Source organism: Streptomyces sp. SP18CS02, assembly GCF_036322365.1.
Taxonomy (GTDB): domain Bacteria; phylum Actinomycetota; class Actinomycetes; order Streptomycetales; family Streptomycetaceae; genus Streptomyces.
In genome coordinates this window covers 97039-119017 of the sequence record NZ_JAQYXC010000266.1, presented here as the reverse complement: position 1 = coordinate 119017, position 21979 = coordinate 97039, and the positions used below count along the sequence as shown (strand labels likewise).

At 73.8% G+C, this 21979-nt stretch carries 18 protein-coding genes; 9 read left to right on the top strand and 9 right to left on the bottom strand.

Going from position 1 to position 21979, the window contains the following annotated elements:
• Positions 1-3 precede the first annotated feature (3 nt).
• Positions 4-717 carry an ArsR/SmtB family transcription factor gene (locus tag PUR26_RS08305; protein WP_329870693.1) on the top strand — a complete coding sequence of 238 codons (714 nt, stop codon included), beginning with the start codon at positions 4-6 and terminating at the stop codon, positions 715-717.
• Positions 718-749: 32 nt separating this feature from the next.
• On the top strand, positions 750-1703 hold the full coding sequence (locus PUR26_RS08300) for a DMT family transporter (RefSeq protein ID WP_329870692.1): 954 nt from the start codon (positions 750-752) through the stop codon (positions 1701-1703).
• On the opposite strand, the gene PUR26_RS08295 is transcribed toward PUR26_RS08300, so the two are convergent.
• The 4 genes from PUR26_RS08295 to pdxR form a co-directional block, all read right to left on the bottom strand.
• Entirely contained in the window at positions 1669-3018 is a 1350-nt protein-coding gene (locus tag PUR26_RS08295) for an MFS transporter (protein WP_329870691.1), read from the bottom strand. The genes PUR26_RS08300 and PUR26_RS08295 overlap by 35 nt on opposite strands.
• 289 nt (positions 3019-3307) lie before the next feature.
• Positions 3308-4387, bottom strand: coding sequence for a Zn-dependent alcohol dehydrogenase (locus PUR26_RS08290; protein WP_329870690.1), 1080 nt, complete (start codon positions 4385-4387; stop codon positions 3308-3310).
• A 114-nt stretch (positions 4388-4501) separates the two neighbouring features.
• Complete coding sequence (locus PUR26_RS08285; RefSeq protein ID WP_329870688.1) at positions 4502-5896, bottom strand: aldehyde dehydrogenase family protein; 1395 nt, start codon at positions 5894-5896, stop codon at positions 4502-4504.
• Positions 5897-6070: 174 nt separating this feature from the next.
• Complete coding sequence (pdxR, locus tag PUR26_RS08280; protein ID WP_329870686.1) at positions 6071-7492, bottom strand: MocR-like pyridoxine biosynthesis transcription factor PdxR; 1422 nt, start codon at positions 7490-7492, stop codon at positions 6071-6073.
• Positions 7493-7539: 47 nt separating this feature from the next.
• Here pdxR and PUR26_RS08275 point away from each other — a divergent pair, with 47 nt between their 5' ends.
• A complete protein-coding gene (locus tag PUR26_RS08275; protein WP_329870684.1) occupies positions 7540-8070 on the top strand; it encodes a carboxymuconolactone decarboxylase family protein in 531 nt (176 codons plus the stop codon).
• Positions 8071-8095: 25 nt separating this feature from the next.
• Here the strand turns inward: PUR26_RS08275 and PUR26_RS08270 are convergent, their stop codons facing one another.
• The 4 genes from PUR26_RS08270 to PUR26_RS08255 all read right to left on the bottom strand — a co-directional run bounded on the left by PUR26_RS08270 (position 8096) and on the right by PUR26_RS08255 (position 14023).
• Positions 8096-9418, bottom strand: coding sequence for an MFS transporter (locus tag PUR26_RS08270; RefSeq protein ID WP_329870682.1), 1323 nt, complete (start codon positions 9416-9418; stop codon positions 8096-8098).
• A 1-nt stretch (position 9419) separates the two neighbouring features.
• Positions 9420-10844, bottom strand: coding sequence for a CitMHS family transporter (locus tag PUR26_RS08265; protein WP_329870680.1), 1425 nt, complete (start codon positions 10842-10844; stop codon positions 9420-9422).
• A gap of 132 nt (positions 10845-10976) precedes the next feature.
• Positions 10977-13175 carry a molybdopterin oxidoreductase family protein gene (locus PUR26_RS08260; protein WP_329870679.1) on the bottom strand — a complete coding sequence of 733 codons (2199 nt, stop codon included), beginning with the start codon at positions 13173-13175 and terminating at the stop codon, positions 10977-10979.
• Positions 13176-13255: 80 nt separating this feature from the next.
• Positions 13256-14023: a TetR/AcrR family transcriptional regulator gene (locus PUR26_RS08255; RefSeq protein ID WP_329871047.1), complete on the bottom strand. Its 768-nt coding sequence runs from the start codon at positions 14021-14023 to the stop codon at positions 13256-13258.
• 412 nt (positions 14024-14435) lie between these two features.
• On the opposite strand from PUR26_RS08255, the gene hmgA reads away from it, so the two are divergent.
• The 3 genes from hmgA (at position 14436) to PUR26_RS08240 (ending at position 17852) form a co-directional block, all read left to right on the top strand.
• Entirely contained in the window at positions 14436-15761 is a 1326-nt protein-coding gene (gene hmgA, locus PUR26_RS08250; protein ID WP_329871045.1) for a homogentisate 1,2-dioxygenase, read from the top strand.
• Positions 15762-15782: 21 nt separating this feature from the next.
• A complete protein-coding gene (locus PUR26_RS08245; RefSeq protein ID WP_329870677.1) occupies positions 15783-16532 on the top strand; it encodes a GntR family transcriptional regulator in 750 nt (249 codons plus the stop codon).
• A 123-nt stretch (positions 16533-16655) separates the two neighbouring features.
• Positions 16656-17852 (top strand): type ISP restriction/modification enzyme, encoded by a 1197-nt coding sequence (locus PUR26_RS08240; protein ID WP_329870676.1) that lies wholly within the window; start codon positions 16656-16658, stop codon positions 17850-17852.
• Positions 17853-17920: 68 nt separating this feature from the next.
• On the opposite strand, the gene PUR26_RS08235 is transcribed toward PUR26_RS08240, so the two are convergent.
• The gene (locus PUR26_RS08235; protein WP_329870674.1) at positions 17921-18640 is read right to left on the bottom strand and encodes a TetR/AcrR family transcriptional regulator; all 720 of its coding nucleotides are present in this window, start codon (positions 18638-18640) and stop codon (positions 17921-17923) included.
• Between the two features lie 62 nt (positions 18641-18702).
• On the opposite strand from PUR26_RS08235, the gene PUR26_RS08230 reads away from it, so the two are divergent.
• The 3 genes from PUR26_RS08230 to PUR26_RS08220 all read left to right on the top strand — a co-directional run bounded on the left by PUR26_RS08230 (position 18703) and on the right by PUR26_RS08220 (position 21703).
• On the top strand, positions 18703-19638 hold the full coding sequence (locus tag PUR26_RS08230; RefSeq protein ID WP_329870673.1) for an ATP-binding cassette domain-containing protein: 936 nt from the start codon (positions 18703-18705) through the stop codon (positions 19636-19638).
• Positions 19635-20417 (top strand): ABC transporter permease, encoded by a 783-nt coding sequence (locus PUR26_RS08225; protein WP_329870672.1) that lies wholly within the window; start codon positions 19635-19637, stop codon positions 20415-20417. The genes PUR26_RS08230 and PUR26_RS08225 overlap by 4 nt, the downstream gene beginning before the upstream one ends.
• Before the next feature lie 86 nt (positions 20418-20503).
• Entirely contained in the window at positions 20504-21703 is a 1200-nt protein-coding gene (locus PUR26_RS08220) for a CaiB/BaiF CoA transferase family protein (RefSeq protein WP_329870670.1), read from the top strand.
• Positions 21704-21979 lie beyond the last annotated feature (276 nt).

The window sequence follows — 21979 nt, the reverse complement described above, 5'->3', positions numbered from 1 at the left end:
TGCGTGCCTCATCCTGGAGGCAAGGCTGCCGCAGACCTCGCCGCGTTCGCCGCGCTCCTCGCCGACGGGACCCGTGCCACCTTCTGTCTCGCCCTGCTCGACGGCCGCGCCTGGACGGCCGGCGAACTCGCCCGGCACGCGCGCGTGGCCCCGTCCACCGCGAGCGAGCACCTCGGCCGGCTCGTCGCGGGCGGCGTGCTCGCCGAGGAGCGGCAGGGGCGCCACCGCTACGTACGGCTCGCCGACGCGCAGACGGCCCAGCTCATCGAGGACCTGGCGGCGCGCACCGCGCCACCGGAGCCGGTGCCCGTGCGCTCCCTGGGGGCGGCGGGCGCGAGCAGCGCCATGGCCAGGGGACGTACCTGCTACGACCACCTCGCGGGGCGGCTCGGCATCGCGATCACGGAGGCGATGACGGCCCGGGAGCTGCTGCGCCAGGACACCGGGTTCGCCCTCACCGAGCGCGGGATGGGGTGGTTCGGCGATCTGGGCATCCCGCTGGAGGCGACGGGCCGGCGGCCGGTCGTCCGCGGGTGCCTCGACTGGACCGAGCGCCGGCCGCATCTGGCGGGCCTCGGGGGCGCCGCGCTGTGCCGTCACGCGCTGGACGCCGGCTGGTGCGTACGGATCGGCTCGGAGCGGGCCGTGAAGGTGACGGCGGAAGGGGAGCGGGCGCTGCACGGGCTGCTGGGTATCGAGCCGGCGATATTGCGGTGAGCGCCGAAGGGTCCAGCCCGTACGGTCGGCGCATGAACGATTCCCCTCCCGCCGGTTCCCGGGCGCGGCGGCCGGCCCTCGCCGCGGCGGCCGTCACCGTCGTGCTGTGGGCCTCGGCCTTCGTGTCGATCCGCAGCGCGGGCTCCGCGTACTCCCCCGGCGCACTGGCCCTCGGGCGATTGCTCTCCGGGGCGCTGGCCCTCGGCTGCGTCCTGCTGATCCGGCGGGAGGGATTGCCTCCGCGTGCCGCCTGGCCCGGGATCGCGGTCTCCGGGCTGCTCTGGTTCGGCGTCTACATGGTGGTGCTCAACTGGGGTGAACAGGAGGTCGACGCGGGCACGGCCGCGATGGTCGTGAACATCGGACCGATCCTGATCGCGCTGCTCGGCTCGCGGCTGCTCGGCGAGTCGTTGCCGCCCCGGCTCCTGGCCGGCATGGCCGTGTCGTTCGCGGGTGCGGTGGCCGTGGGGCTGTCCATGTCGGGCGAGGGGCACGCATCGGTCCTGGGCGTGCTGCTGTGCCTGCTGGCGGCGGTCGCGTACGCGGCCGGTGTCGTCGCCCAGAAGCCGACGCTGGCCCACGCGAGCGCCCTCCAGGTGACGACGTGCGGATGCCTGGTGGGCGCGGTGGCGTGTCTGCCGTTCGCCGGGCAGCTGATCGACGAAGCGGGCCGGGCTCCGCTGCCGGCGACCCTGAACATGGTGTATCTGGGCGTGTTCCCGACCGCGCTGGCCTTCACCACCTGGGCCTACGCGCTGGCCCGTACGACGGCGGGGCGCATGGGCGCCACGACCTACGCGGTACCCGCGCTGGTGGTGCTGATGTCGTGGCTGTTCCTCGACGAGCTGCCGGGGCCGCTGACGCTGGCCGGTGGCGCGCTGTGCCTGGCGGGGGTGGCGGTGTCGCGCTCCCGGCCGCGGCGGGAGCCCGCGGCCGGGAGCGCGCACGCCGTCAGCGGGGAGCGGCCCGCGAGGCCAGGACCCTGATGGAGACCAGGGCGATCACGGCGAGGACCATGATGTAGCCGGCGACGGCCATCGAGGTGCCGGTCGCCTCCAGGAGCAGCACCATCACGAACGGCGCCAGGCCGCCGCCGCAGACGGCGGCGATCTGGTAGCCGAGCGACGCTCCGGTGTAGCGCATCTCGGCGGTGAACAGCTCGGCGAACAGCGCCGCCTGCGGGCCGTACATGACGCTGAGGAAGCAGCTGGTGACAAAGGTGCCGACGGCCAGCCAGAGCAGTGACCCGGTGTCGATGAGCAGGAACATGGGGATCGCCCAGACCAGCAGGCCGGCCGCGCCGAAGGCGTAGATCCGCAGCCGTCCGAGGCGGTCGGAGAGGGCCGCCGCGGCGGGTATCAGCACCAGCTGGGTGAGGCTGACGCAGAGCGAGACGGTGAGAACGGCACCGCGTCTCATGTCGAGTTCGCGGGTCGCGTAGTCCAGCACCCCGGTGATGATGATGTAGAAGGTGGCGGTGTTCACGGCGAAGGAGCCGCCGGCCAGGAAGACCGTGCCGAGGTGCCGGCGCAGGATCGTGGCCAGGGGCGAGCGGCTCGTCCCCACGGCCGTCGTCCGGGCGAGCGCCTCGCTCTTCCGCTGCTCGGCCAGGGCCCGTTCGGCCTCGCGGAACGCGGGTGTCTCCTCGACCTGGCTGTGGATGTACCAGGCGAGGCCGAGGACCAGGAAGCCGACGAAGAACGGCACCCGCCAGCCCCAGGAGACGAACGCCGACTCGCTGGTGGCGGCTCCGGCGACCAGGAAGACGGTGTTGGCGGTCACCACGCCGATGGGGACGCCGAGCTGGACGAGGCTGCCGTACAGGCCGCGCCTGCCCTCGGGGGCGTATTCGGTGGCCATCAGCATCGCGCCGCCCCACTGGGCGCCGACGGCGAGGCCCTGGACCACGCGCAGCAGGACGAGCAGCACGGGGGCCGCGATGCCGATCGACTCGTAGGTGGGAAGCAGCCCGATGCCCGCGGTGGCGACGCCCATCAGGGTGAGGGCGAGGACGAGCATGGGCTTGCGGCCCCGTTTGTCGCCGAGCTGGCCCGCGATGATCCCGCCGATGGGGCGGGCGAGGAAGCCGACGGCGAAGGTGGCGAAGGCGGCGAGCACACCGGCCGAGGGATTGCTCGCCGGGTAGTACAGATCGCCCAGTACGAGGGCGGCGGCGATGCCGAAGACGAAGTAGTCGTACCACTCGACGGCGGAGGCGAGCGCGGCCGCGGTCGCCACTCTGCGCCGATGGCGGGCGGTCGGTGAGGAAGGTGCTGAGGCGGGAGAGGGTGCCGTGTCCATGCGGTGCACGCTCCGGTGGATGCGGGGGATGGAGGGGGGCGGCGCCTTGATTGCGGGGACCGTACCGACCAGCTGGTATGGGGTCAACGGGTTGCGCGACCTCAGTTTTCTGCTTGTACGACACACCTCTTCCAGCCCCTGAGCAGGGCTTCCGGGCAGCACGAGCACCCCGGCCGCGTCGGTGCGGCCGGGGTGCTCGCAGGGGCCGGAGGGCCGATGCCGGGCCCGTCGCCGTGCGGGGCGGAGCGGCGCCCGCCCGGCGGACGGACGGCGCCGCTTCGCGGGCCCTCTAGAAGACCACCAGAGCGCGGCCCCCCTTGCCCGCGATCATGTTGTCGAACGCCGCCGGGATGCCCTCCAGCGCGATCCGCTCGGTGACCAGGGCGCCCAGGTCGAGCCGCCCGGCCCGGATGTGCCCGGCCAGTACCGGCAGGTCGGCGGCGGGGTCGGAGTTGCCGTAGACGCAGCCGGAGAGCGTACGTCCCCAGTGGAAGATCTCCAGGGCGTTGAAGGTCACCTGCTGGTCCTTGCCGCCGATGCCGACGACGGTGGTGCGGCCGCCCCGGCGGGTGGAGTCCCAGGCGGTACGGATGGTGGCGGCCCGGCCGACGCACTCGACGGCGACGTCCGCCCCGTGCCCGCCGGTCAGCTTGCGGATCTCCCTCGCGGTGGTGTCCGAGGCGATGACGTAGTCGGTGGCGCCCGCCCGGCGGGCGAGCTCCTCCTTCTCCGGGGAGACGTCCACGGCGATGATCCGTCCGGCGCCGGCGATACGGGCCGCCTGGAGGGTGGCGAGGCCCACCCCGCCGACGCCGAACACGACGACCGACTCGCCCTCGCGGACGCGGGCGGAGTGGTGGACGGCGCCGTACCCGGTGAGGACGGCGCAGCCCAGCAGGGCGGCGTCGACGAGCGGGACGCCGTCCGGGACGGGCAGTACGCAGCGGGCGGCGACGACGGTCTCCTCGGCGAACGCGGCGACGTTCAGGCCCGGGTGGAGCTCGGTGCCGTCCGCGGTGACGGCGTGGATGTTGCCCGCGCCGGTGAGGGCGTCGGCGCAGAGCCAGACCTCGCCGAGCGAGCAGGGGTGACAGCTTCCGCACGAGGGCGCCCAGTTCAGGACGACGCCGTCGCCGGGGGCGACCCCGGTGACGCCCTCGCCGACGGAGACGACCGTGCCGGCGCCCTCGTGGCCCAGGACGGCCGGCACGGGCAGCCGCATGGTGCCGTTGGTCAGGGACAGGTCGGAGTGGCAGACGCCGGCGGCGGCGAGGCGGACCCTCACCTGTCCGGGGCCGGGCTCCGGGAGTTCGATATCGGTGATCTCCAGCGGAGACCCGATGGCGGGCAGGACTGCGGCGCGGACCACGATGGGCTTCCTTCTCGGCTCAGGACGGCTGACGGCTCGACAGTGCGGGGCGCCGGTCCCGGGACCGGCGCCGCCTGGGAACGCAAGGGCCTCGGTCCCGGGACCGCCGGCCCCTCAGAACTGAAGGGCCTTGGTCTGGAGGAACTCGGCGAGGCCGTGCGGACCGAGCTCACGGCCGACGCCCGACTGCTTGTAACCGCCGAACGGCGCGAGCGGGTTGAACCGCCCGCCGTTGATGTCGACCTGCCCGGCCTCCATCCGCCGGGCGAAGGCGACCGCCTCCGCCTCGTCGCCGGCCCAGACCGCGCCGGCGAGACCGTAGACGGTGGCGTTGGCGATCCGCAGGGCGTCGTCCTCGTCCTCGTACCGCAGGAACACGACGACCGGGCCGAAGATCTCCTCCTGGGCGATGGTCATCTCGGGTGTGACGTCGGCGAAGATCGTCGGGCTGACGTAGTAGCCCTGGTCGAGGGGGGCCTCGGCGCCGCCCACGACGATCCGCGCGCCCTCCTCGACGCCCTTCGCGATGTAACCGCGCACGCGCTCCAGCTGCTTGGCGTTGACGAGCGGCCCGATGCGCCCGCCCGGCGTGTACTTGGCGACGGCGCGCGCCGCGTGTGCCACGGCCTCGTCGTACTGGTCCCTGTGGACCAGCACCCGGGTGAGGGCGCTGCACCGCTGACCGGAGTTGGACAGGGCGTTGGCGAGGCCGACCTCGACCGCCTTGGCCAGATCGGCGGAGGGCAGGATGACGTTGGCGGACTTGCCCCCGAGCTCCAGGGCGACCCGCTTGACCGCGGCGCCCGCGATCGCGCCGATCCGCCTGCCGACGGCGGTCGAGCCGGTGAAGGACACCAGGTCCACGCCCTCGTGCTCGGCCAGGGCCTGGCCGGCGACCGGCCCGAGGCCCGTCACCAGGTTGAAGACACCCGCCGGCAGCCCGGCCTCGTCCACGGCCTCGGCGAAGAGCTGCGCCGTCAGCGGGGTGTCCTCGGCCGGCTTGAGCACGACGGTGCAGCCCGCGGCCAGCGCGGGAGCCACCTTGGCGACGATCTGGTGCAGCGGGTAGTTCCAGGGCGTGATGGCGCCCACGACACCGACCGGTTCGAGGAGGACGGTGGAGTTGCCCAGCTTCTCCTCGAAGGGGTAGGAGGCGACCAGCTCCGCGTACGAGCCGGTGACCAGGACCGGCAGTCCGGCCTGGACCTGCCGGGCGAACTGCTCGGGCGCTCCGAGCTCCTCGGTGATGGTCTCCGCGATCTCGTCCTGGCGGGCGGCCAGGACGTCGCGCAGGGCGGCGAGCCGTGCGGCACGCTCGGCGGGCGGGGTCGCGGCCCAGGCCGGGAACGCCGCGCGGGCGGCCCGTACGGCCGCGTCCACGTCCTCGGCCGTGCCGGCCGGGACATGGGCGATGACCTGTTCGTTCGCCGGGTTCACCACCGCGATGGTGCCGGCGCCGGCGGCGGGCCGCCACGCGCCGCCGATGTACATGCCGTCGTGGGCCTTCATCCGCATCTCCTTCGGCCTGTCTCGGTCGTCCGCCGCCCAAACTAGCGGCGTTAGTTTTCCAGCGCCAGAGGCGCCCCGTGGGACGTCCGACACTCCGCGCCCCGGCAGCGCTCCCGGGCGTCCCGGATCCGCCGGTAGCCCGCGCCGGGCTCCCCGGTCCTGCGCGGGCGGCTCTCACCCCGGCGGGGGCAGGACCTGGCGCAGCGCCTCCAGCGCCGCCTCGTACGCGTGGTCCGGCGGGGTCGCGTACCCGACGACCAGGCCGTCCGTGGCGGGCATGGTGGCCCGTGGGTGCCGGAACGCCGCGAGGCCGTCGAGGGCGATACCGAGCCAGGAGGCGGCCTTGACGGTGGAGCGCTCGGTCCCCGCCGGGAGACGCAGCACCGCGTGGAGGCCGGCCGCGATGCCGGTGGGGACGATGTGCGGGGCGCGTTCGGTGACCATCGCGACGAGCCGGTCGCGGCGGCGGCGGTAGCGCTGGCGCATACGGCGGACGTGGCGGTCGTAGGAACCGCGGTCGATGAAGTCGGCCAGGGTCAGCTGGTCGAGGACGCTCGCCCACGCCTCCCGCTCCCCCTTGGCGGCCAGGACCGGGTCGACCAGGTGCTCGGGCAGGACCATCCAGCCCAGCCGCAGGGCCGGGGACAGGCTCTTGCTCGCCGAACCGAGATACAGGACCCGGTCGGGCGCGAGCCCCTGGAGGGCGCCGACGGGCTGGCGGTCGTAGCGGAACTCCCCGTCGTAGTCGTCCTCCAGGACCAGACCGTCGCCGGACCGTGCCCAGTCGACGACCGCCGCCCGGCGGGCGGGGTGCAGCGGGCCGCCGGTGGGGAACTGGTGGGCAGGGGTGAGCAGCACGCCCCGCGTGGCACGGACCTGCCCCAGGCCGTCGAGGACGGCACCGTGCCCGTCGAGGGGCAGGGGGAGGGTGCGCACCGACGCCGAGGCCAGCAGGGAGCGGTGGAAGGGCAGCCCGTACGACTCCACGGCCAGCGGGCCGCGCAGCACCTTGCCGCCGTACAGCAGGCGCAGGGCGTGCGCGAAGCCCGAGCACACGACGATCTGCTCGGGGTCCGTGTGCACCCCTCGCGCACGGGCCAGATAGTCGGCCAGTGCGCGCCGCAGTTCGGGCCTGCCCCGCGGATCGCCGGGCCCGAACGCCTCGCTGGGCGCCGCGTTCAGGGCGCGGCGGGCGGAGGCGAGCCAGGCCGCGCGGGGGAAGGAGGACGCGTCCGGCCGGCCCTGTCGCAGGTTGTGGGCGGACGCGGCCACGGCCCCCGGCGACTTCTTGGGCACGCGTGCGGCCGCACGGGGCCTGGCCCGCTCGGCGACCCGGGTTCCGGATCCCTGACGGGCGGTCAGCCAGCCCTCGGCGACCAGTTCGGCGTAGGCGTCGGCGACGGTGTTGCGGGCCACGCCGAGGTCGGCGGCGAGGGAGCGGTACGGAGGCAGACGGGTGCCGGGGGCCAGCCGCCCCTCCCGTACGGCGTCGCGCAGCGCCCGGGCGAGAGCGGCCCGGCGGCTGCCGGACCCCGACAGCTCCAGATGCAGGTCGGCGCCGACGCGCTCCGCCGAATTGACCCACGATTCCGTCATGGATGTGCACCCTACAGGCGGTCCACCGCTGCCTTAGATTCATGATCATGACGAACTGCGAAGCACGGGCCGACGGCCGCGGCACCCTTCCCCGTACGGGCGGCACACAGGACGACGGGCGCAAGCGCGTCGACTTCGCCAGGACCGCTCCCAAGGCGTTCAAGGCACTGATCGGATTCGACGCCGCCGCCCGCGAGGGCCTGGATCCCGCCCTCGTCGAGCTGGTCCAGATCCGCTCCTCGCAGCTCAACGGCTGCGCCTACTGCCTGCACATGCACACCTCCGACGCCCGCAAGGCGGGCGAGAGCGAGGAGCGGCTGCACATGGTGGCCGTGTGGCGGGAGGCCGCCTCGTTCTTCACCGCCGAGGAGCGGGCCGCGCTCGACCTGACCGAGGCCGTCACCCTGGTGGCGTCGGGCGGTGTCCCGGACGACGTCTACGCCCGGGCGGCCGAGTGCTTCGAGGAGGCGGAACTGGCCCGGCTGCTGGCCCTGATCTTCGCCATCAACACCTGGAACCGCCTCGCCATCAGCACCGCCAAGGTGCCCGGGACCGATGAGCGCACATCGGTCCGCTGAGCACCTCGGCCCCTGCGCCGGTGGTTCACTCCGCGCCCGGGTGCCGCCCGGCAGCGCGCCCGCCGCTGTCGGCGCCGGCGCCGGTGGCCCGGCCGACGCCGGTGACAGCGCCCCGGGTGCTCATGGCCCGCCCGGGGGCGGCGGGACGGCCGGGAGTGGCGGGAGCGCGCCCGCCGGGCGGGCCGGGGTCCCGCCCCTGACGGGCCCCCAGGCCCGCGGCCGCCAGCAGCAGGGCGCCCAGCATCACGAACGGGGCGGCCGTCCCGGCGACCCCCGCGATCAGCCCGGCGGCGGCCGGTGCGGCGACCTGGCCGAGACGGTTGCCCGTCAGGCGCAGCGCGAGGGCGGTGGAGCGGGCGTCGGCGGGGGCCGCCCGCACGACGGTCGTCATCGACAGGGGCTGCCCCACGCCGAGGCAGAATCCCAGCCCCGCCAGCATCAGGGCGAGCGCCCACACCGGGACGGGCAGGGCGATGCCCGCGCACAGGAGCCCGGCCAGCAGGCAGGTGGTGGTGAGCAGCGCCGTACGCCCCAGGAGCCGGATCATCGGGGTCATCACCAGTCGGCAGGCGATGGTGGCGGCGGCGCGCAGGCTCAGCAGCAGGCCGATGGTGGCCGGGGCGATGGAGCGGTGCTCGCCGACGACCGGCAGGTAGGCGGTGAGGATGTCCGTCGCGGAGAGCACGGCGAGGCTGATGAAAATGCCGCCGGGGACCCCCCGGGTACGGAGGATGCGGTGGACCGGCACCTTGGCCGTCCGCTCCGCGTCCCGCGCGCCCGGATCCGCGCGGTGCTCGATGCGCCGGAGCGAGGTGAGGGCGACGGCGGCGACGCCCGCCGCGACGACCAGGGCCAACGCGCTGGTCCGGCCCATCGCTCCGTCCCCTCCGGAGACGAGCAGGCCGGCGGCGATGGGCCCGACGAGCTGGCCGAGGGAGGCGCCGATGGTGAAGTGTCCGAAGTTGCGGTCCTGTTCTGCGGGCGCGGACTGGCGGGCGACGAGCGACTGGGCGCCGATCACGAAGCAGAGGTGCCCCAGGCCCATGACCCCGCTCCAGGCCGCCATCCAGGACAGCGACCCGGCCGTGCCGCTGAGCGCGCAGCCGCCGGAGATCAGGACGACCCCGAGGGGCAGCAGGGGCGCGCACCGCCCCCGGTCGGTCCTGCGCCCGAGGGGCACGGCGGCGAACAGCGGCAGCAGTGCGTACACGCCCGCGATGACGCCGACGGCCCGCTCGTCGGCCCCCAGGGCGAGCGCCCGGTAGGAGACGGCGGGCCGCGCCATCGACACCGCCCCCTGCGCGAAGCCGAAGGCGATGACGAGGCGAAGCAGCCACGAGCGGCTCATCTCAGATGATCCCGAAGAGTATTCCGGCGCCGAGGACGACCAGCGAGGTGAGCGCGGCCCACTTCACCGTGAACTTCGTGTGGTCGCCGAACTCGACCTTGGCCATGCCGACCAGGACGTAGACGGCGGGGACGAGCGGGCTCGACATGTGGAGCGCCTGGCCGACGAGGGACGCCCGGGCGATCTCCAGCGGGGAGACGCCGTGGGCCGCGCCCGCTTCGGCGAGGACGGGCAGGACGCCGAAGTAGAAGCCGTCGTTCGACATGAAATAGGTGAGCGGCAGGCTCAGGAGGCCGGTGACGAGCGCCATGTGCGGGCCCATCCCCTCGGGGATGGCGCCGACGAGCCAGTCGGCCATGTGCTTGACCATGCCGGTGCCGGTGAGGACGCCGGTGAAGACGGCGGCTGCGAAGACCATGCCGGAGACGTTGAGGACGTTGTCGGCGTGGGCGGCGATCCGGGCCTTCTGGTCCGCCATGTGCGGGAAGTTGATCGTCAGGGCGAGGGCCGCGCCGATCAGGAAGAGCACCGGGATGGGCAGCAGCTCCATGATCATCGAGGTGAGCAGGGCCACGGTGAGGGCGGCGTTGAACCAGTAGAGCCGGGGGCGCAGGGTGGGGCGGTCCGGGTCGAGCCCCTGGAAGCCCTCGCCCTCGGGAGCGGCGTCGCCGCCCCGGTCGCCCGCGCCGGCCGGGAGAGCCGCGCCGGTACCGGCGCCGCCGGTGGCCTCATGGCCGTGCTCCGCACCGCCCGGTCCGGCCGTGACCAGCACCGTCTCGGTCTGCGGCTCCAGGGCCTCGTCCAGCGTGAGATAGCCGATGCGCCTGCGCTCGCGGCGTCCGAGGACATAGGCGAGGGCGAAGACGAAGAGCAGCCCGGTGCCGAGCGCCGGGATCATCGGCACGAAGATGTCCCCGGCGTCCAGCTTGAGGGCGGTGGCGGCGCGCGCCGTCGGGCCGCCCCAGGGCAGGGTGTTCATGACGCCGTTCGCGGTGGCGGCGACACCGGTCATCACGACCAGGCTCATCTTCAGGCGCTTGTAGAGCGGATACATCGCCGAGACGGTGATCATGAAGGTGGTCGAGCCGTCGCCGTCGAGCGACACGATCGCCGCGAGCAGCGCCGTACCGACGACGACCCGCATCGGGTCCGCCTTGCAGAAGCGCAGGATGCCCCGGACGATCGGGTCGAACAGGCCCACGTCGATCATCACGCCGAAGTAGACGATGGCGAACATCAGCATCGCGGCGGTGGGCGCGAGATTGCCGACGCCTTCGAGGACGTAGTCGCCGAGCTTCGCGCCCTGCCCGACGATGACGCAGAACAGCGCGGGGATGAGGACGAGCGCCGCGATCGGCGACATCTTCTTCATCATGATCAGAACCAGGAAGGTCGCGATCATGACGAATCCGAGGATTGTCAGCATGGAGGACACCTAACGTTCACCCTTGAACTCCACCGGGGGGCGGCGGTCCGGATGACGTTAGGTGCCTCATTCAGCCGTTAACAAGATGTTGACGCGTGAGCAATACGAGCAAAACCCCAGCTCAGAAGCGTGTCACCGGGCCGGGGCGACCTCGACGGGGAAGCCGTTGAGCACGGCGGTCCCCGACAGGGGGTCCAGCCGGGACCCGTCGAGCAGCTGGTTGACGTTCACTCCGGGCCGGGCGGCCGCGACCGTCAGCCGGGTGCCCGGCCGGTCGTGTCCCCAGCCGTGCGGGAGGCTCACCACTCCCCTGCGCACGGCGTCGGTGATCTCCACGGCCACTTCCAGTTCCCCGCCGTCGGCCTTGATACGGGCGGGAGCGCCGTCGTCGAGACCGAGCCGCGCGGCGTCGTCGGGGTGGACCTGGAGCGTGCAGGTGTTGGTCCCCCCGTTGAGGGCGGGGATGTTGTGCAGCCAGCTGTTGTTGGAGCGCAGATGGCGGCGGCCGACCAGTACGAGGGAGGGCGCCGGTTCCTGGAGGGCACGCGCCAGTCGGGGGAGGTCGTCGGCGATGGGCCCGGGCATGAGCTCGACGCGTCCGCTGCGGGTCTTGAGGAGCTGGGGGATGCGGGGCCGCAGCGGGCCGAGATCGATGCCGTGGGGCTGTTCGAGCAGACGGTCGAGGGTGAGCCCGTAGGGGCCGAGGCGGAGCATGAGGTCGAGCCGTCGTTCGGGACCACTGCGGCCGGTGAGGCGGGCCGCGTACTCCTCGGGGTCCTGGCCGTGGGCCGGTGAGTGGGGCTCGGTGACCGCCTTGGCGAGGGTGCGGCCCACGGCCAGGGCGTCGACGGCCTCCGGGTCGGCGCCGTGCATGCCGCTGACGGCCAGGATCAGCCGGGCGTGGATCTCGCACTCGTCCATCCGCCCTTCCTCCAGGGGGACGGCGGCGCGGGTGTAGCGGACCTGGTTGCGGACGGCGAATCCGTTGAACGCGAAGTCGAAGTGGGCGCTCTGGGCGGGCGGCGGCGGGGGCAGGACGACATCGGCGTGGCGGGAGGTCTCGTTGAGGTACGGGTCGACGCTCACCATGAAGTCGAGTCCGTCGGCGAGCGCGCGGTCGAGCCGGTCGCCGTCGGGGGCGGAGAGGACCGGGTTGGCGGCGATGGAGATGAGGGCCCGGATGCGCCCCTCGCCCGGTACGGCGATCTCCTCGGCGAGTGCCGCGATGGGCAGTTCGCCCTTCGCCTCGGGGTGGCCCGAGACGCGGCTCGTCCAGCGGCCGAGCGCGAAGCCCTTGCCCGGGCCCGCCGGGCGGGGCGCGGGCAGGGTGGCGGCGAGCGGGAACAGGGCGCCGCCGGGCCGGTCGAGGTTGCCGGTGAGGATGTTGAGGACGTCGACGAGCCAGTTGGTGAGGGTGCCGTACTCGACGGTGCTGCCGCCGACGCGTCCGTATACGGCGGCGGCGGGCGCGGCCGCCAGCTCGCGGGCGATGGCACGGATGGTGGCGGCGTCCACGTCGCACGCGCCGGCGACCGCCTCGGGCGTGAACCGCGCCACGGCCGCCTCGACCTCCGCCAGGCCCTCGACATGGTCCGCGAGGGCGCCGGGGTCGGCGAGGCCCTCCGCGAAGAGCACCTGGGCGAGGGCGGCGAGCAGCAGCGCGTCCGCCCCCGGCCGGATGGCGACGTACCGGTCGGCGAGACGCGCGGTACGGGTGCGCCGAGGGTCGATCACGGTGAGGGTTCCGCCGCGTTTGCGCAGCGCCTTGAGCTTGCCGGGGAAGTCGGGGGCGGTGCAGAGACTTCCGTTGGACTCCAGGGGGTTGGCGCCGATCATCAGCAGATGGCCGGTGTGGTCCAGGTCGGGCACGGGTATCGCGAACGGGTCGCCGAAGAGCAGCCCGCTGGAGACGTGCTTGGGCATCTGGTCGAGCGTGGAGGCGGTGAACAGGTTGCGGGTGCGCAGGGCGCCGAGCAGCAGGGGCGGGTAGAGGGCGCCCGCCATGGTGTGGACGTTGGGGTTGCCGAGGATCACCCCCACCGCGTTGGGCCCGTGTTCCGCGAGAAGGGGCGGCAGTCCCCGGGCGATGGTGTCGAACGCCTCGTCCCAGCCGGCCTCCTGGAGCACGCCGTTCTTGCGTATCAGTGGGTTGCGCAGCCGGTCGGGGTCGGCGTCGAGCTCGCCGAAGGAAGCGCCCTTGGGGCAGATGAACCCCTGGCTGAAGACGTCGTCCCGGTCGCCGCGGGCACCGGTGACCCGCGTGCCTTCGACGGTGAGGGTCAGTCCGCAGGTCGCTTCACAGAGCGGGCAGATACGCAGGGCAGTGGGCATGGGGGCCTCCCCGAGGCGGCGGCAGCGATGGCGCACGGGCAGGACCGAGCATACCGACCGGTACGGACGGCGGCGATGCCTCAGCCCAGGACGGGCGCGAGATAGGCGTGGAGCAGCCGGCGCGTCTCGGCGATGAGCCCCGGATCGCCTGCCGGGCTGGTCCGGAAGGCGAGTTGGAGCAGGGCGTCGGTGGCCTCGACACCGACGAGGACCTTGCGCCGCAGCGTGGAGTCGGCGGTACGGCCGAGGTGGGTGGCGAGCAACTCGCAGAGCCGGTCGGCGACGAGGTGGTTGGGGTCCCGGTCGGGCACTGGGGCCTCGTCGGGCGCGGGGGCCTCGGCGGTGGCGGAGGGCTCGTCGGGGGCGGGGGGCTCCGGGGAGGCGGAGGGCCCCTCGGGGACAGGGGCGGAGGCGGGTGCGGGGATGGAGACCGCTGCGGGGGTGGACGTCTCGGCGGGCGGGGGCACGGGACCGGGCACGCCGAAGTCGACGAGCGCGAAGCCGGGGACGGTGCGCTTCATGGCGATGTACTCGTCGAGCACGGCGTCGATGGCGCCGTACGCGTCGATGCCGGGGAGCGCCGCGAGGCGGGCGCCGATGCGCTCGGCGTAGCTGTCGAGGTTGCGGTGGGCGAGGGCGGCGGCCATGGCGCGCTTGTTGGAGAAGAAGCGGTAGACCGAGCCGATCGGGACTCCGGCGCGCTCGGCCACGGCGCGGGTGCTCAGGTCCTCGTAGCCGGTCTCCTCCAGGAGCTCGGCGCAGGCGTCGAGGATCCGGGCCAGGCGCTCGGCGCTGCGCTGCTGGACGGGCGTACGGCGGAGCGAGAGGGGCTGAGGCACGCCTTCCATCATGCCCTTCCGCGTGCGGTCCCGGTCGCGGCTGGCGGGTTCACGCCGCGCCGGGCGGACCCGGGGGCTGGGCACCGGCACGATTAAGTCGTGGGCGATCGCAGTCCCCGGCGGCCTCGTGCCCCTCCAGGTCGCCGTCGTCACCGGGCACGTCATCGGTGTGGCGCACGAGAGTAGAGCGATGCTCATCTCTTGGAACCCCCCGCGCACGGGAATCGTCCAAGCCGCGCACCGCCCCCTCCTCCACTCCGGCCCTTCGCCGCCTCGACGCCTCGGCCCCCGACCGGATCGGGCTGGACCGGGCCGCTCGGGCCGATCCCCCCGCTCACCCGTTGACGTGGGCGGCCCGGAATCCTACGGTCTTACATAGGATTCCGTGAGCGGGTTGAAGCGGCAGGAGCGGGCGATGACCATGGGCAGCACCGAGCAGGCGAGGAAGACGGCCGCAGGGCTGGAGTACTCCTCCGGTTTCGGCAACGAGCACAGTTCCGAGGCGGTGCCCGGCGCTCTTCCCCTCGGGCGGAACTCGCCCCAGCGCGCCCCCCTCGGGCTGTACGCGGAGCAGCTGAGCGGTTCCGCGTTCACCGAGCCGCGCGCGGGCAACCGCCGCTCGTGGCTCTACCGCATCCGCCCGTCGGCCGCGCACCCGCCGTTCACGCGCACCGGCAACGGCGGCCTGCGCGGCGCGCCCTTCACCGAGACCGTGCCCGATCCGAACCGGCTGCGCTGGAACCCGCTCCCGGAGCCCGCTCCCGGCACCGACTGGCTGGCCGGCCTGTGGACGCTGGGCGGCAACGGTGACGCCACCCAGCGCAACGGCATGGCCGTGCACCTCTACCACGCCAACGCCTCCATGGACCGGGTGTTCAGCGACGCCGACGGCGAGCTGCTGATCGTCCCCGAGCGCGGCGGCCTGCTGCTCCGCACCGAGCTGGGGCTGCTCGCCGCCGGCCCCGGCGAGGTGGCACTCGTCCCGCGCGGCGCGCGCTTCCGCGTCGAGCTGCTCGACGAGACCGCCCGGGGCTACGTCTGCGAGAACTACGGCCTCCCGTTCCAGCTCCCCGACCTCGGCCCGATCGGCGCCAACGGCCTGGCCAACGCCAGGGACTTCCGCGCGCCGACAGCCGCCTACGAGGATGTGGAAGGACCGGTGGAGGTGGTCAACAAGTACTGCGGCAACCTGTGGACCGCGACGTACGACCACTCCCCGCTCGATGTGGTCGCCTGGCACGGCAACCATGTCCCGTACGTCTACGACCTGCACACCTTCAACGTCATCGGCAGCATCAGCTACGACCACCCCGATCCGTCGATCTTCACCGTGCTCACGTCGCCGTCCGACACCCCCGGCCTCGCGGGCGTCGACTTCGTGGTGTTCGCGCCGCGCTGGCTGGTCGGCGAGGACACCTTCCGCCCGCCGTACTTCCACCGCAACGTGATGAGCGAGTACATGGGTCTGATCAAGGGCGCCTACGACGCCAAGACCGCCGGGGAGGGGGGTTTCGTCCCGGGCGGCGGCTCGCTGCACAACATGATGTCGGCGCACGGGCCGGACCGGGAGACGTTCGACCGGGCGAGCGCCGCCGAGCTGAAGCCGCAGAAGATCGACGACGGACTCGCGTTCATGTTCGAGACCCGCTGGCCGGTGACGGCCACGGCCCAGGCCGCGAACGCGGACCATCTCCAGCAGGGCTACGACGACGTGTGGCAGGGTCTTGAGCGCCACTTCCGGTCGTAGTGTCGTAAGTACGGAGTAACCGTGACCGCCTTCGCCCCCGACTCGCTGGTCCTGAACCGCAAGCTGCCGCTCTGGTACCAGGTCTCGCAGTCGCTGCGCGCCTCGATACTGGGCCGCGCACCGGACGCGTCCCTGCGCCTGCCCACCGAGGAACAGCTCGCCACGCACTACGGCGTGAGCGTCCTGACCATGCGGCAGGCGCTCAAGGAGCTGGAGGCGGAGGGCCTGATCAGCCGGCACCGGCGGCGCGGCACGTTCATCGAGCCGGGCGCCCGGCGCAGCGCTCCGCGACGGCTGCTGGGCTCGATCGACGCGATCGTGGCCCAGCAGTCGGGTGAGCGGACGACGATCCTGGGGCACGGCGCGACGAAGGTGCCCGGCGAGCTCGTCGAGCACTTCCCGGACGTGGCGGAGGTCGTCACGTACAGGCGGCTGCGCTGCGACGGGGAGAGCGGCGAGCCGACCAACTGGGCGGAGAACGCCGTACGCGCCGACGTGGCCGCCGGGATCGACCTCGCCGATCTGGAGCGGTGGCCGATGACGAAGGTGCTGCGGGACGCCGTCGGAGTGCGGATCAGCCGGATCACCGACACGGTCGAGGCCCGGCTCGCCGACCCGGTCACGGCCGAGCTGCTCCAGGTTCCGCTGCTGTCGCCGATCCTGCACTACACGGGTGTCACGTACGGCGAGGACGGCCGGGTCGTGGACGTGGCCCGGATCCGCTACCGGGGCGACCGGTTCTCGTTCACGGTGACGGTCGAGGCGCACTGAACCCCGGAGCCCCGGCTCCCGGGCCCCCCGCGCGGATCGCGCCGGCCACGCGCGCGACGGGCCGGACACCCCTCGGGGCCTTTCTTCCGTATCGTGCCGGCCCGCTCCGGAAGAGGCCCTAGCATGCACGGCGTGAACGAGGACGTACCGCTGCTCGACGACCTTCTGCCGTGGTCCGTGGCGCCGCTGCGGCTGGGGCGGGCCTGGGTGGTCGCCCCGGACGAGCGGACTCTGAGGGCCCGCTGGGACACGCTGGTGCGGGCCGACGGCGACGAGCGGGAGGCGCTGTTCCGCCCCACCCGCGCGCGCACCCCGCGCAGTGCGGTCGCGGCGCTGCCCGGGCAGCGCACCGGGACGGGCCGGTTCGCGCGTGAGGACGGGGCGTGCCCGCGGCCGGTGCGGCTGGCGCACGGACCCTTCGACGAGCAGTGGCTGCTCCCGGACCACCGGCTGATCGACGTGGCCCGGCCCGAACTCTGGCGGGTGGCGGACGGCCGGCAGCTGTTCGCCGTCGAGCAGGGGTACGTGCCCCGGGCGCCCGGCCCCGCGCTGCTGGTGACGGCCGCGCTGCCGGACGGCCGTTCCCCGGCCGGGCGGCCGGGCCGCATCCGCCCGCTGTACCGGCGCCCCGGCGGCCGGGAACCGAACGTCGCGCCGGGGCTGCTCGCCCTGCTGCGCAAGCGGTACGGCCACGAGGTCGCCGCCGGCGACCTGCTGGCCTGGGCGCTGGCCGCGGCCCGGCCCTCCCCCGCCGGGTGCCGGGTGCCGCTGCCCGCCGACCCGGGCGTATGGGCCGGCGGTGTGGCGCTGGGGCGGCGGATGGCGGGTGTCCAGCTGCGCGGCGGCCAGGGCGGGGAGCGCCCCCGGCTGCCCGGTGGCCGCCGCCCCTATGTCCGCGCGGCGCTCCCGGCGCGCCCCGGCCCGTTCTCCTACGATCCCGGCGAGGAGACCCTGCACATCGGCGCGGGCCGTATCGCGCCGGTCCCGGCCGGGGCCTGGGAGTACCACGTGGGCGGTGTGCGGGTGCTGGAGCTCTGGTTCGAGCGCCGTACGGCCGCCGCCGAGCCGGGGACCCTGGAGGCGATCGGGCCCACGGACTGGCCCCAGGAGTGGACGTCCGAACTGCTCGAACTGATCACCGTCCTCGCCCTGCTCGCCGAACTCGACCGGGAGCGACCAGAGTTGACGGGCGTCCCCCTCGTCGGCCGGGCGGAGCTGGGGGAGGCCGGCGTGCTCCCCGTACCCGGCGCGGCCCGGCGCCCCGCCTCCGTGCTCGACCACCCCGAGGAGGGGCCGGAGGGCCAGTTCGCGCTGCTGTGAGCGGGCCCGGGGCAGACAGACGGCGGTCCGGCCCGGCACGGCACGGTCCGGCACGTGAGGGTGGGACTTCAGGGCTGCGCGGGTGCGAACGAGTTGATCACCCGGTACAGCGTGAGTTCGAAGATCTCGTCCGCGTCGACCGGCTCGGTCCCCTCGGCGAGCGCCGCGGCGAGGTGCGGATACGCGCCGCCGGCCACCTCGCGCGCCAGATACGCGCCCCGCACCGCCTGTTCCTGCTCCGGCGACCAGGGCAGTGAGCGGCTGCGCTCGGCGATGGCCAGCTCGTTGGCGACGGTGCTCATGACCGTGGCGTTGACCATCGCGATCAGTTCCATCTTGGTGCGCGCGGGAACGTTGAGCCCTTCCAGACAGCCCAGACAGAACTCCAGGTAGCGCAGGGCATTGGGGCTGAAGCCGTACAGCGTCGACATCACCCGGGTGAGCCAGGGATGGCGGTGGACGAGGGCCCGGGTCTGCCGGCCCAGCCCCATCATGTCCGCGCGCCAGTCACCGCTCGGCGCGTCGGGCAGCTCGTACTCACCGCTGGCGGCATCGACCATCAGCTCGTACAGATCCTCCTTGCGCGGCACGTAGTTGTAGAGCGACATGGTGCCGCATCCCAGCTCGGCCGCCACGCGGCGCATGGACAGCGCGTCGATCCCGTCGACGTCCGCGATGCGCACGGCCGCCGCCGCGATGTCGGACCGGCTGTACGCCGGCTTGGGGCCGCGCCCCGCGCGCTCGGGTCGCGCCCAGATCACTGCCGGTTCGGCCGCTCGGCCCACCATCGGTCATCACCTCCCCATCATCCTAGTTACGTACACCGTACGTAATGCGCTATGGTCACCGCATGACAACTACGTACGCTGTACTTAGTGAAGGTCTGGAGAAGCGGTTCGGCGAGGTGCGGGCGCTGAGGGGGCTGGACCTCGCGGTCGCCGCCGGGACGGTGTGCGGGATCCTGGGGCCGAACGGCGCCGGCAAGACGACGGCCGTCCGGGTGCTCACGACCCTCGCCGCCCCGGACGGCGGCAGTGCCCGGGTCGCCGGTCACGACGTCGTGCGCGACCCGGCCGCCGTGCGCCGCCGCATCGCCGTCACCGGCCAGTACGCCTCCGTCGACGGCGACCTGACCGGGGCCGAGAACCTGCGCCTGTTCGCGAAGCTGCTGCGCTCCCCGCTCGCCCGCGCCGATGAACTGCTGGAGCGCTTCGGTCTCACCGGGGCGGCGGACCGTCCCGCCCGCACCTACTCCGGCGGGATGCGGCGGCGCCTCGATCTCGCGTCCAGCCTCATCGCCCGTCCCGAGGTGCTGTTCCTGGACGAGCCGACCACCGGCCTCGACCCGCACAGCCGGGGCACCATCTGGGACGCGGTGCGCGAGCTGGCCGACGAGGGCACGACGGTGCTGCTGACCACGCAGTACCTGGAGGAGGCGGATCGCCTCGCCGACGACATCGTGCTGATCGACGAGGGCCGGGCGGCCCATCGCGGCACACCGGCCGAACTCAAGGCCCTGGTGGGCGGTTACACGCAGGTCGTGGTGGCCGACCCGTCGGGTCTGCACGCCGCCGCGGTCGTACTCGACCGGCTCACCGGCTCCGAACCGGTCCTGGACTCCGAGCGGAACACCGTCGGAGCCGTCACGACGGACCCGACGCTCACGCTGCCCCGGATCGTGCGCGAGCTGGACGCGGCCGGGGTGCCCCTCATCGACGCCGGCCTGCGAGCGCCCACCCTCGACGAGGTCTTCCTCCGCCTCACCCGCGGGGAGATCCCCGTATGAGCGCCGTACTCCACGACGGGACCGCGGTGCTCGGCCGTCACCTCCGGCGCGTCCGGCACGCTCCGGCGATCGTCGTGATGACGCAGACCATGCCGATCGTGTTCCTGCTGTTCTTCGGCTACGTCTTCGGCAGCGCGCTCGCGATGCCGGGCACCGAGTACCGCGCCTACCTGGTGCCGGGGCTGCTCGTGGCCACCGCGGCGAACGGCATCATGACGGGCATGTTCACGGCCGCCCAGGACTCCCACCGGGGCGTGATGGACCGCTTCCGCACGATGCCGATGAGCCGCGCGGCCGTGCCGCTGGGCCAGGCGGCGGCCGACCTGCTGACGAGCGCCGTCGGCATGGTGCCGCTGATGCTGGTCGGGCTCGCGATGGGCTGGCGGATCGAGGGCGGCGCCCTGCGGGCCGTGGGGGCGTTCGGGCTGTTGCTGCTGTTCCGTGCCGCGACGACCTGGGTCGGGATCCTGCTGGGGCTCGTCTCGCGGAGCGAGGAGGCGGCGGGCCAGCTGGGCAGCGCCACGTTCATACTGCCGCTGCTGTCCAACGCGTACATCCCGACCGACGGCATGCCGGGCTGGCTGCGCACGACCGCCGAGTGGAACCCGATCTCGGCGGTGACGACGGCGGTACGCCACCTGTTCGGCAACGCCCCCGTGCCGGCCGACGCCGCCTGGCCGGTGGCCCACCCGGTCGCGGGCGCCCTCGTCTGGTCGCTGGTGCTGCTCGCCGTGTCCGCGCCGCTCGCGGTCCGTCGGTACGCGGCCACCGGCCGCTGACCGCGGTCCGCCCGGGGCCCGGCTTCCGGGCCGATCCCGGCGGACCGCGTGACAAGGATGGCCCGTACACGATAGGTACGGCTGTCATGAGCATTCAGCAGCCACCGCCGCTCGAAGGCGTGACGGTCGTCGCCGTCGAGCAGGCCGTCTCCGCGCCCTTCGCCACCCGTCAGCTCGCGGATCTCGGGGCCCGCGTCATCAAGGTCGAGCGGCCGGACGGCGGGGACTTCGCGCGCGGCTACGACACGGCGGCGGGCGGCCTCGCCTCGCACTTCGTCTGGTGCAACCGCGGCAAGGAGTCCGTCGCCGTCGACCTCAAGGACCCCCGGGGCCTCGAGGTCGTCCGCCGGCTGGTGGCGGGCGCGGACGTGTTCGTGCAGAACCTCGCCCAGGGAGCGGCGGCCCGGCTGGGCCTCGACGCGGCCACGCTGTGCGCCGGGGACCCGCGGCTGATCGCCGTGGACATCTCCGGTTACGGCGCGGGCGGGCCGTACGCGCACAAGCGGGCGTACGACATGCTCGTGCAGTGCGAGGCCGGCCTGGTGTCGGTGACCGGTACGCCGGAACAGCCGGTCAAGGCGGGGATCCCGGCGGCCGACATCGCCGCCGCCATGTACGCCTTCTCGGGCGTACTGGCGGCACTGCTGCGCCGGGCGACGACGGGTCTGGGCGGGCCCGTGGAGATCTCCATGCTGGAGGCCCTCACCGAGTGGATGGGACACCCCCTGCACCACGGGATGCACGGGGGCGAGGCTCCGGCGCGTACCGGGGTCGCCCATGCGGTCATCGCTCCGTACGACGCCTTCTCCACGGCCGACGACGGACTGGTGCTGCTGTCGGTGCAGAACGACCGTGAGTGGCGCAGGCTCGCCGAGCAGGTGCTGGGCCGGCCCGAGCTGGGCGTCGACCCGGCGTACGCCACCAACACGGCGCGCGTGGCGCACCGCGAGCAGACCGACGCGGTGGTGGCCGAGGCGCTGGCCTCGATGGGGACGGCGGAGGCGATCGGGCTGCTGGACACGGCGGGCATCGCCTGCGCCCGGCTCAACTCGGTGGCGGACGTGGCGGCGCACCCGCAGCTGGCGGCGCGGGGGCGTTGGCGGGAAGTGGACACGCCGGTCGGCCCGTTGCGGGCGATGCTGCCGCCGATCACCCTGCCGGACGGCCCGGAGGCGAGGATGGGTGCGGTACCGGCGCTCGGGGAGCACACGGACGCGGTGCTGGAGGAGCTGGGAGTGGACGCGGGCGAACGGTCGGTGCTCCGCCGCGACGGCGTGGTGGCCTGAGAGGGCCGGGGTCTGCCACGGGGGCGAGGACCGGGGGTCCGGCCGGGCGTACCCACGGCTCCGATCCGCGGGGCGCGGGGCGGTCCGGGACGTCCCCGCGAGGCACCGGACGCCGGTGGTGCGTCGCTGCCGGGAAACGGGGCCCCGGGCCGGCGGGCGGCCCGGCGCGCGGCGGCAGGGCCCTCGGCGGGCCCGGGCGGAACAGCGCGGGCCGCCGGAACGGAGGCCGACCGGTCGGCGGGCCGTGAGCGGGGCGGGTGCGCGTGACACGGCACG

Excerpts from the sequence above, each read along its gene's own strand:
- PUR26_RS08300 (WP_329870692.1), top strand. The coding sequence starts at position 750 with ATGAACGATTCCCCTCCCGCCGGTTCCCGGGCGCGGCGGCCGGCCCTC.
- PUR26_RS08295 (WP_329870691.1), bottom strand. The coding sequence starts at position 3,018 with ATGGACACGGCACCCTCTCCCGCCTCAGCACCTTCCTCACCGACCGCC.
- PUR26_RS08285 (WP_329870688.1), bottom strand. The coding sequence starts at position 5,896 with ATGAAGGCCCACGACGGCATGTACATCGGCGGCGCGTGGCGGCCCGCC.
- pdxR (WP_329870686.1), bottom strand. The coding sequence starts at position 7,492 with ATGACGGAATCGTGGGTCAATTCGGCGGAGCGCGTCGGCGCCGACCTG.
- PUR26_RS08275 (WP_329870684.1), top strand. The coding sequence starts at position 7,540 with ATGACGAACTGCGAAGCACGGGCCGACGGCCGCGGCACCCTTCCCCGT.
- PUR26_RS08270 (WP_329870682.1), bottom strand. The coding sequence starts at position 9,418 with ATGAGCCGCTCGTGGCTGCTTCGCCTCGTCATCGCCTTCGGCTTCGCG.
- PUR26_RS08265 (WP_329870680.1), bottom strand. The coding sequence starts at position 10,844 with ATGCTGACAATCCTCGGATTCGTCATGATCGCGACCTTCCTGGTTCTG.
- PUR26_RS08260 (WP_329870679.1), bottom strand. The coding sequence starts at position 13,175 with ATGCCCACTGCCCTGCGTATCTGCCCGCTCTGTGAAGCGACCTGCGGA.
- PUR26_RS08255 (WP_329871047.1), bottom strand. The coding sequence starts at position 14,023 with ATGGAAGGCGTGCCTCAGCCCCTCTCGCTCCGCCGTACGCCCGTCCAG.
- hmgA (WP_329871045.1), top strand. The coding sequence starts at position 14,436 with ATGGGCAGCACCGAGCAGGCGAGGAAGACGGCCGCAGGGCTGGAGTAC.
- PUR26_RS08240 (WP_329870676.1), top strand. The coding sequence starts at position 16,656 with ATGCACGGCGTGAACGAGGACGTACCGCTGCTCGACGACCTTCTGCCG.
- PUR26_RS08235 (WP_329870674.1), bottom strand. The coding sequence starts at position 18,640 with ATGGTGGGCCGAGCGGCCGAACCGGCAGTGATCTGGGCGCGACCCGAG.
- PUR26_RS08230 (WP_329870673.1), top strand. The coding sequence starts at position 18,703 with ATGACAACTACGTACGCTGTACTTAGTGAAGGTCTGGAGAAGCGGTTC.
- PUR26_RS08225 (WP_329870672.1), top strand. The coding sequence starts at position 19,635 with ATGAGCGCCGTACTCCACGACGGGACCGCGGTGCTCGGCCGTCACCTC.
- PUR26_RS08220 (WP_329870670.1), top strand. The coding sequence starts at position 20,504 with ATGAGCATTCAGCAGCCACCGCCGCTCGAAGGCGTGACGGTCGTCGCC.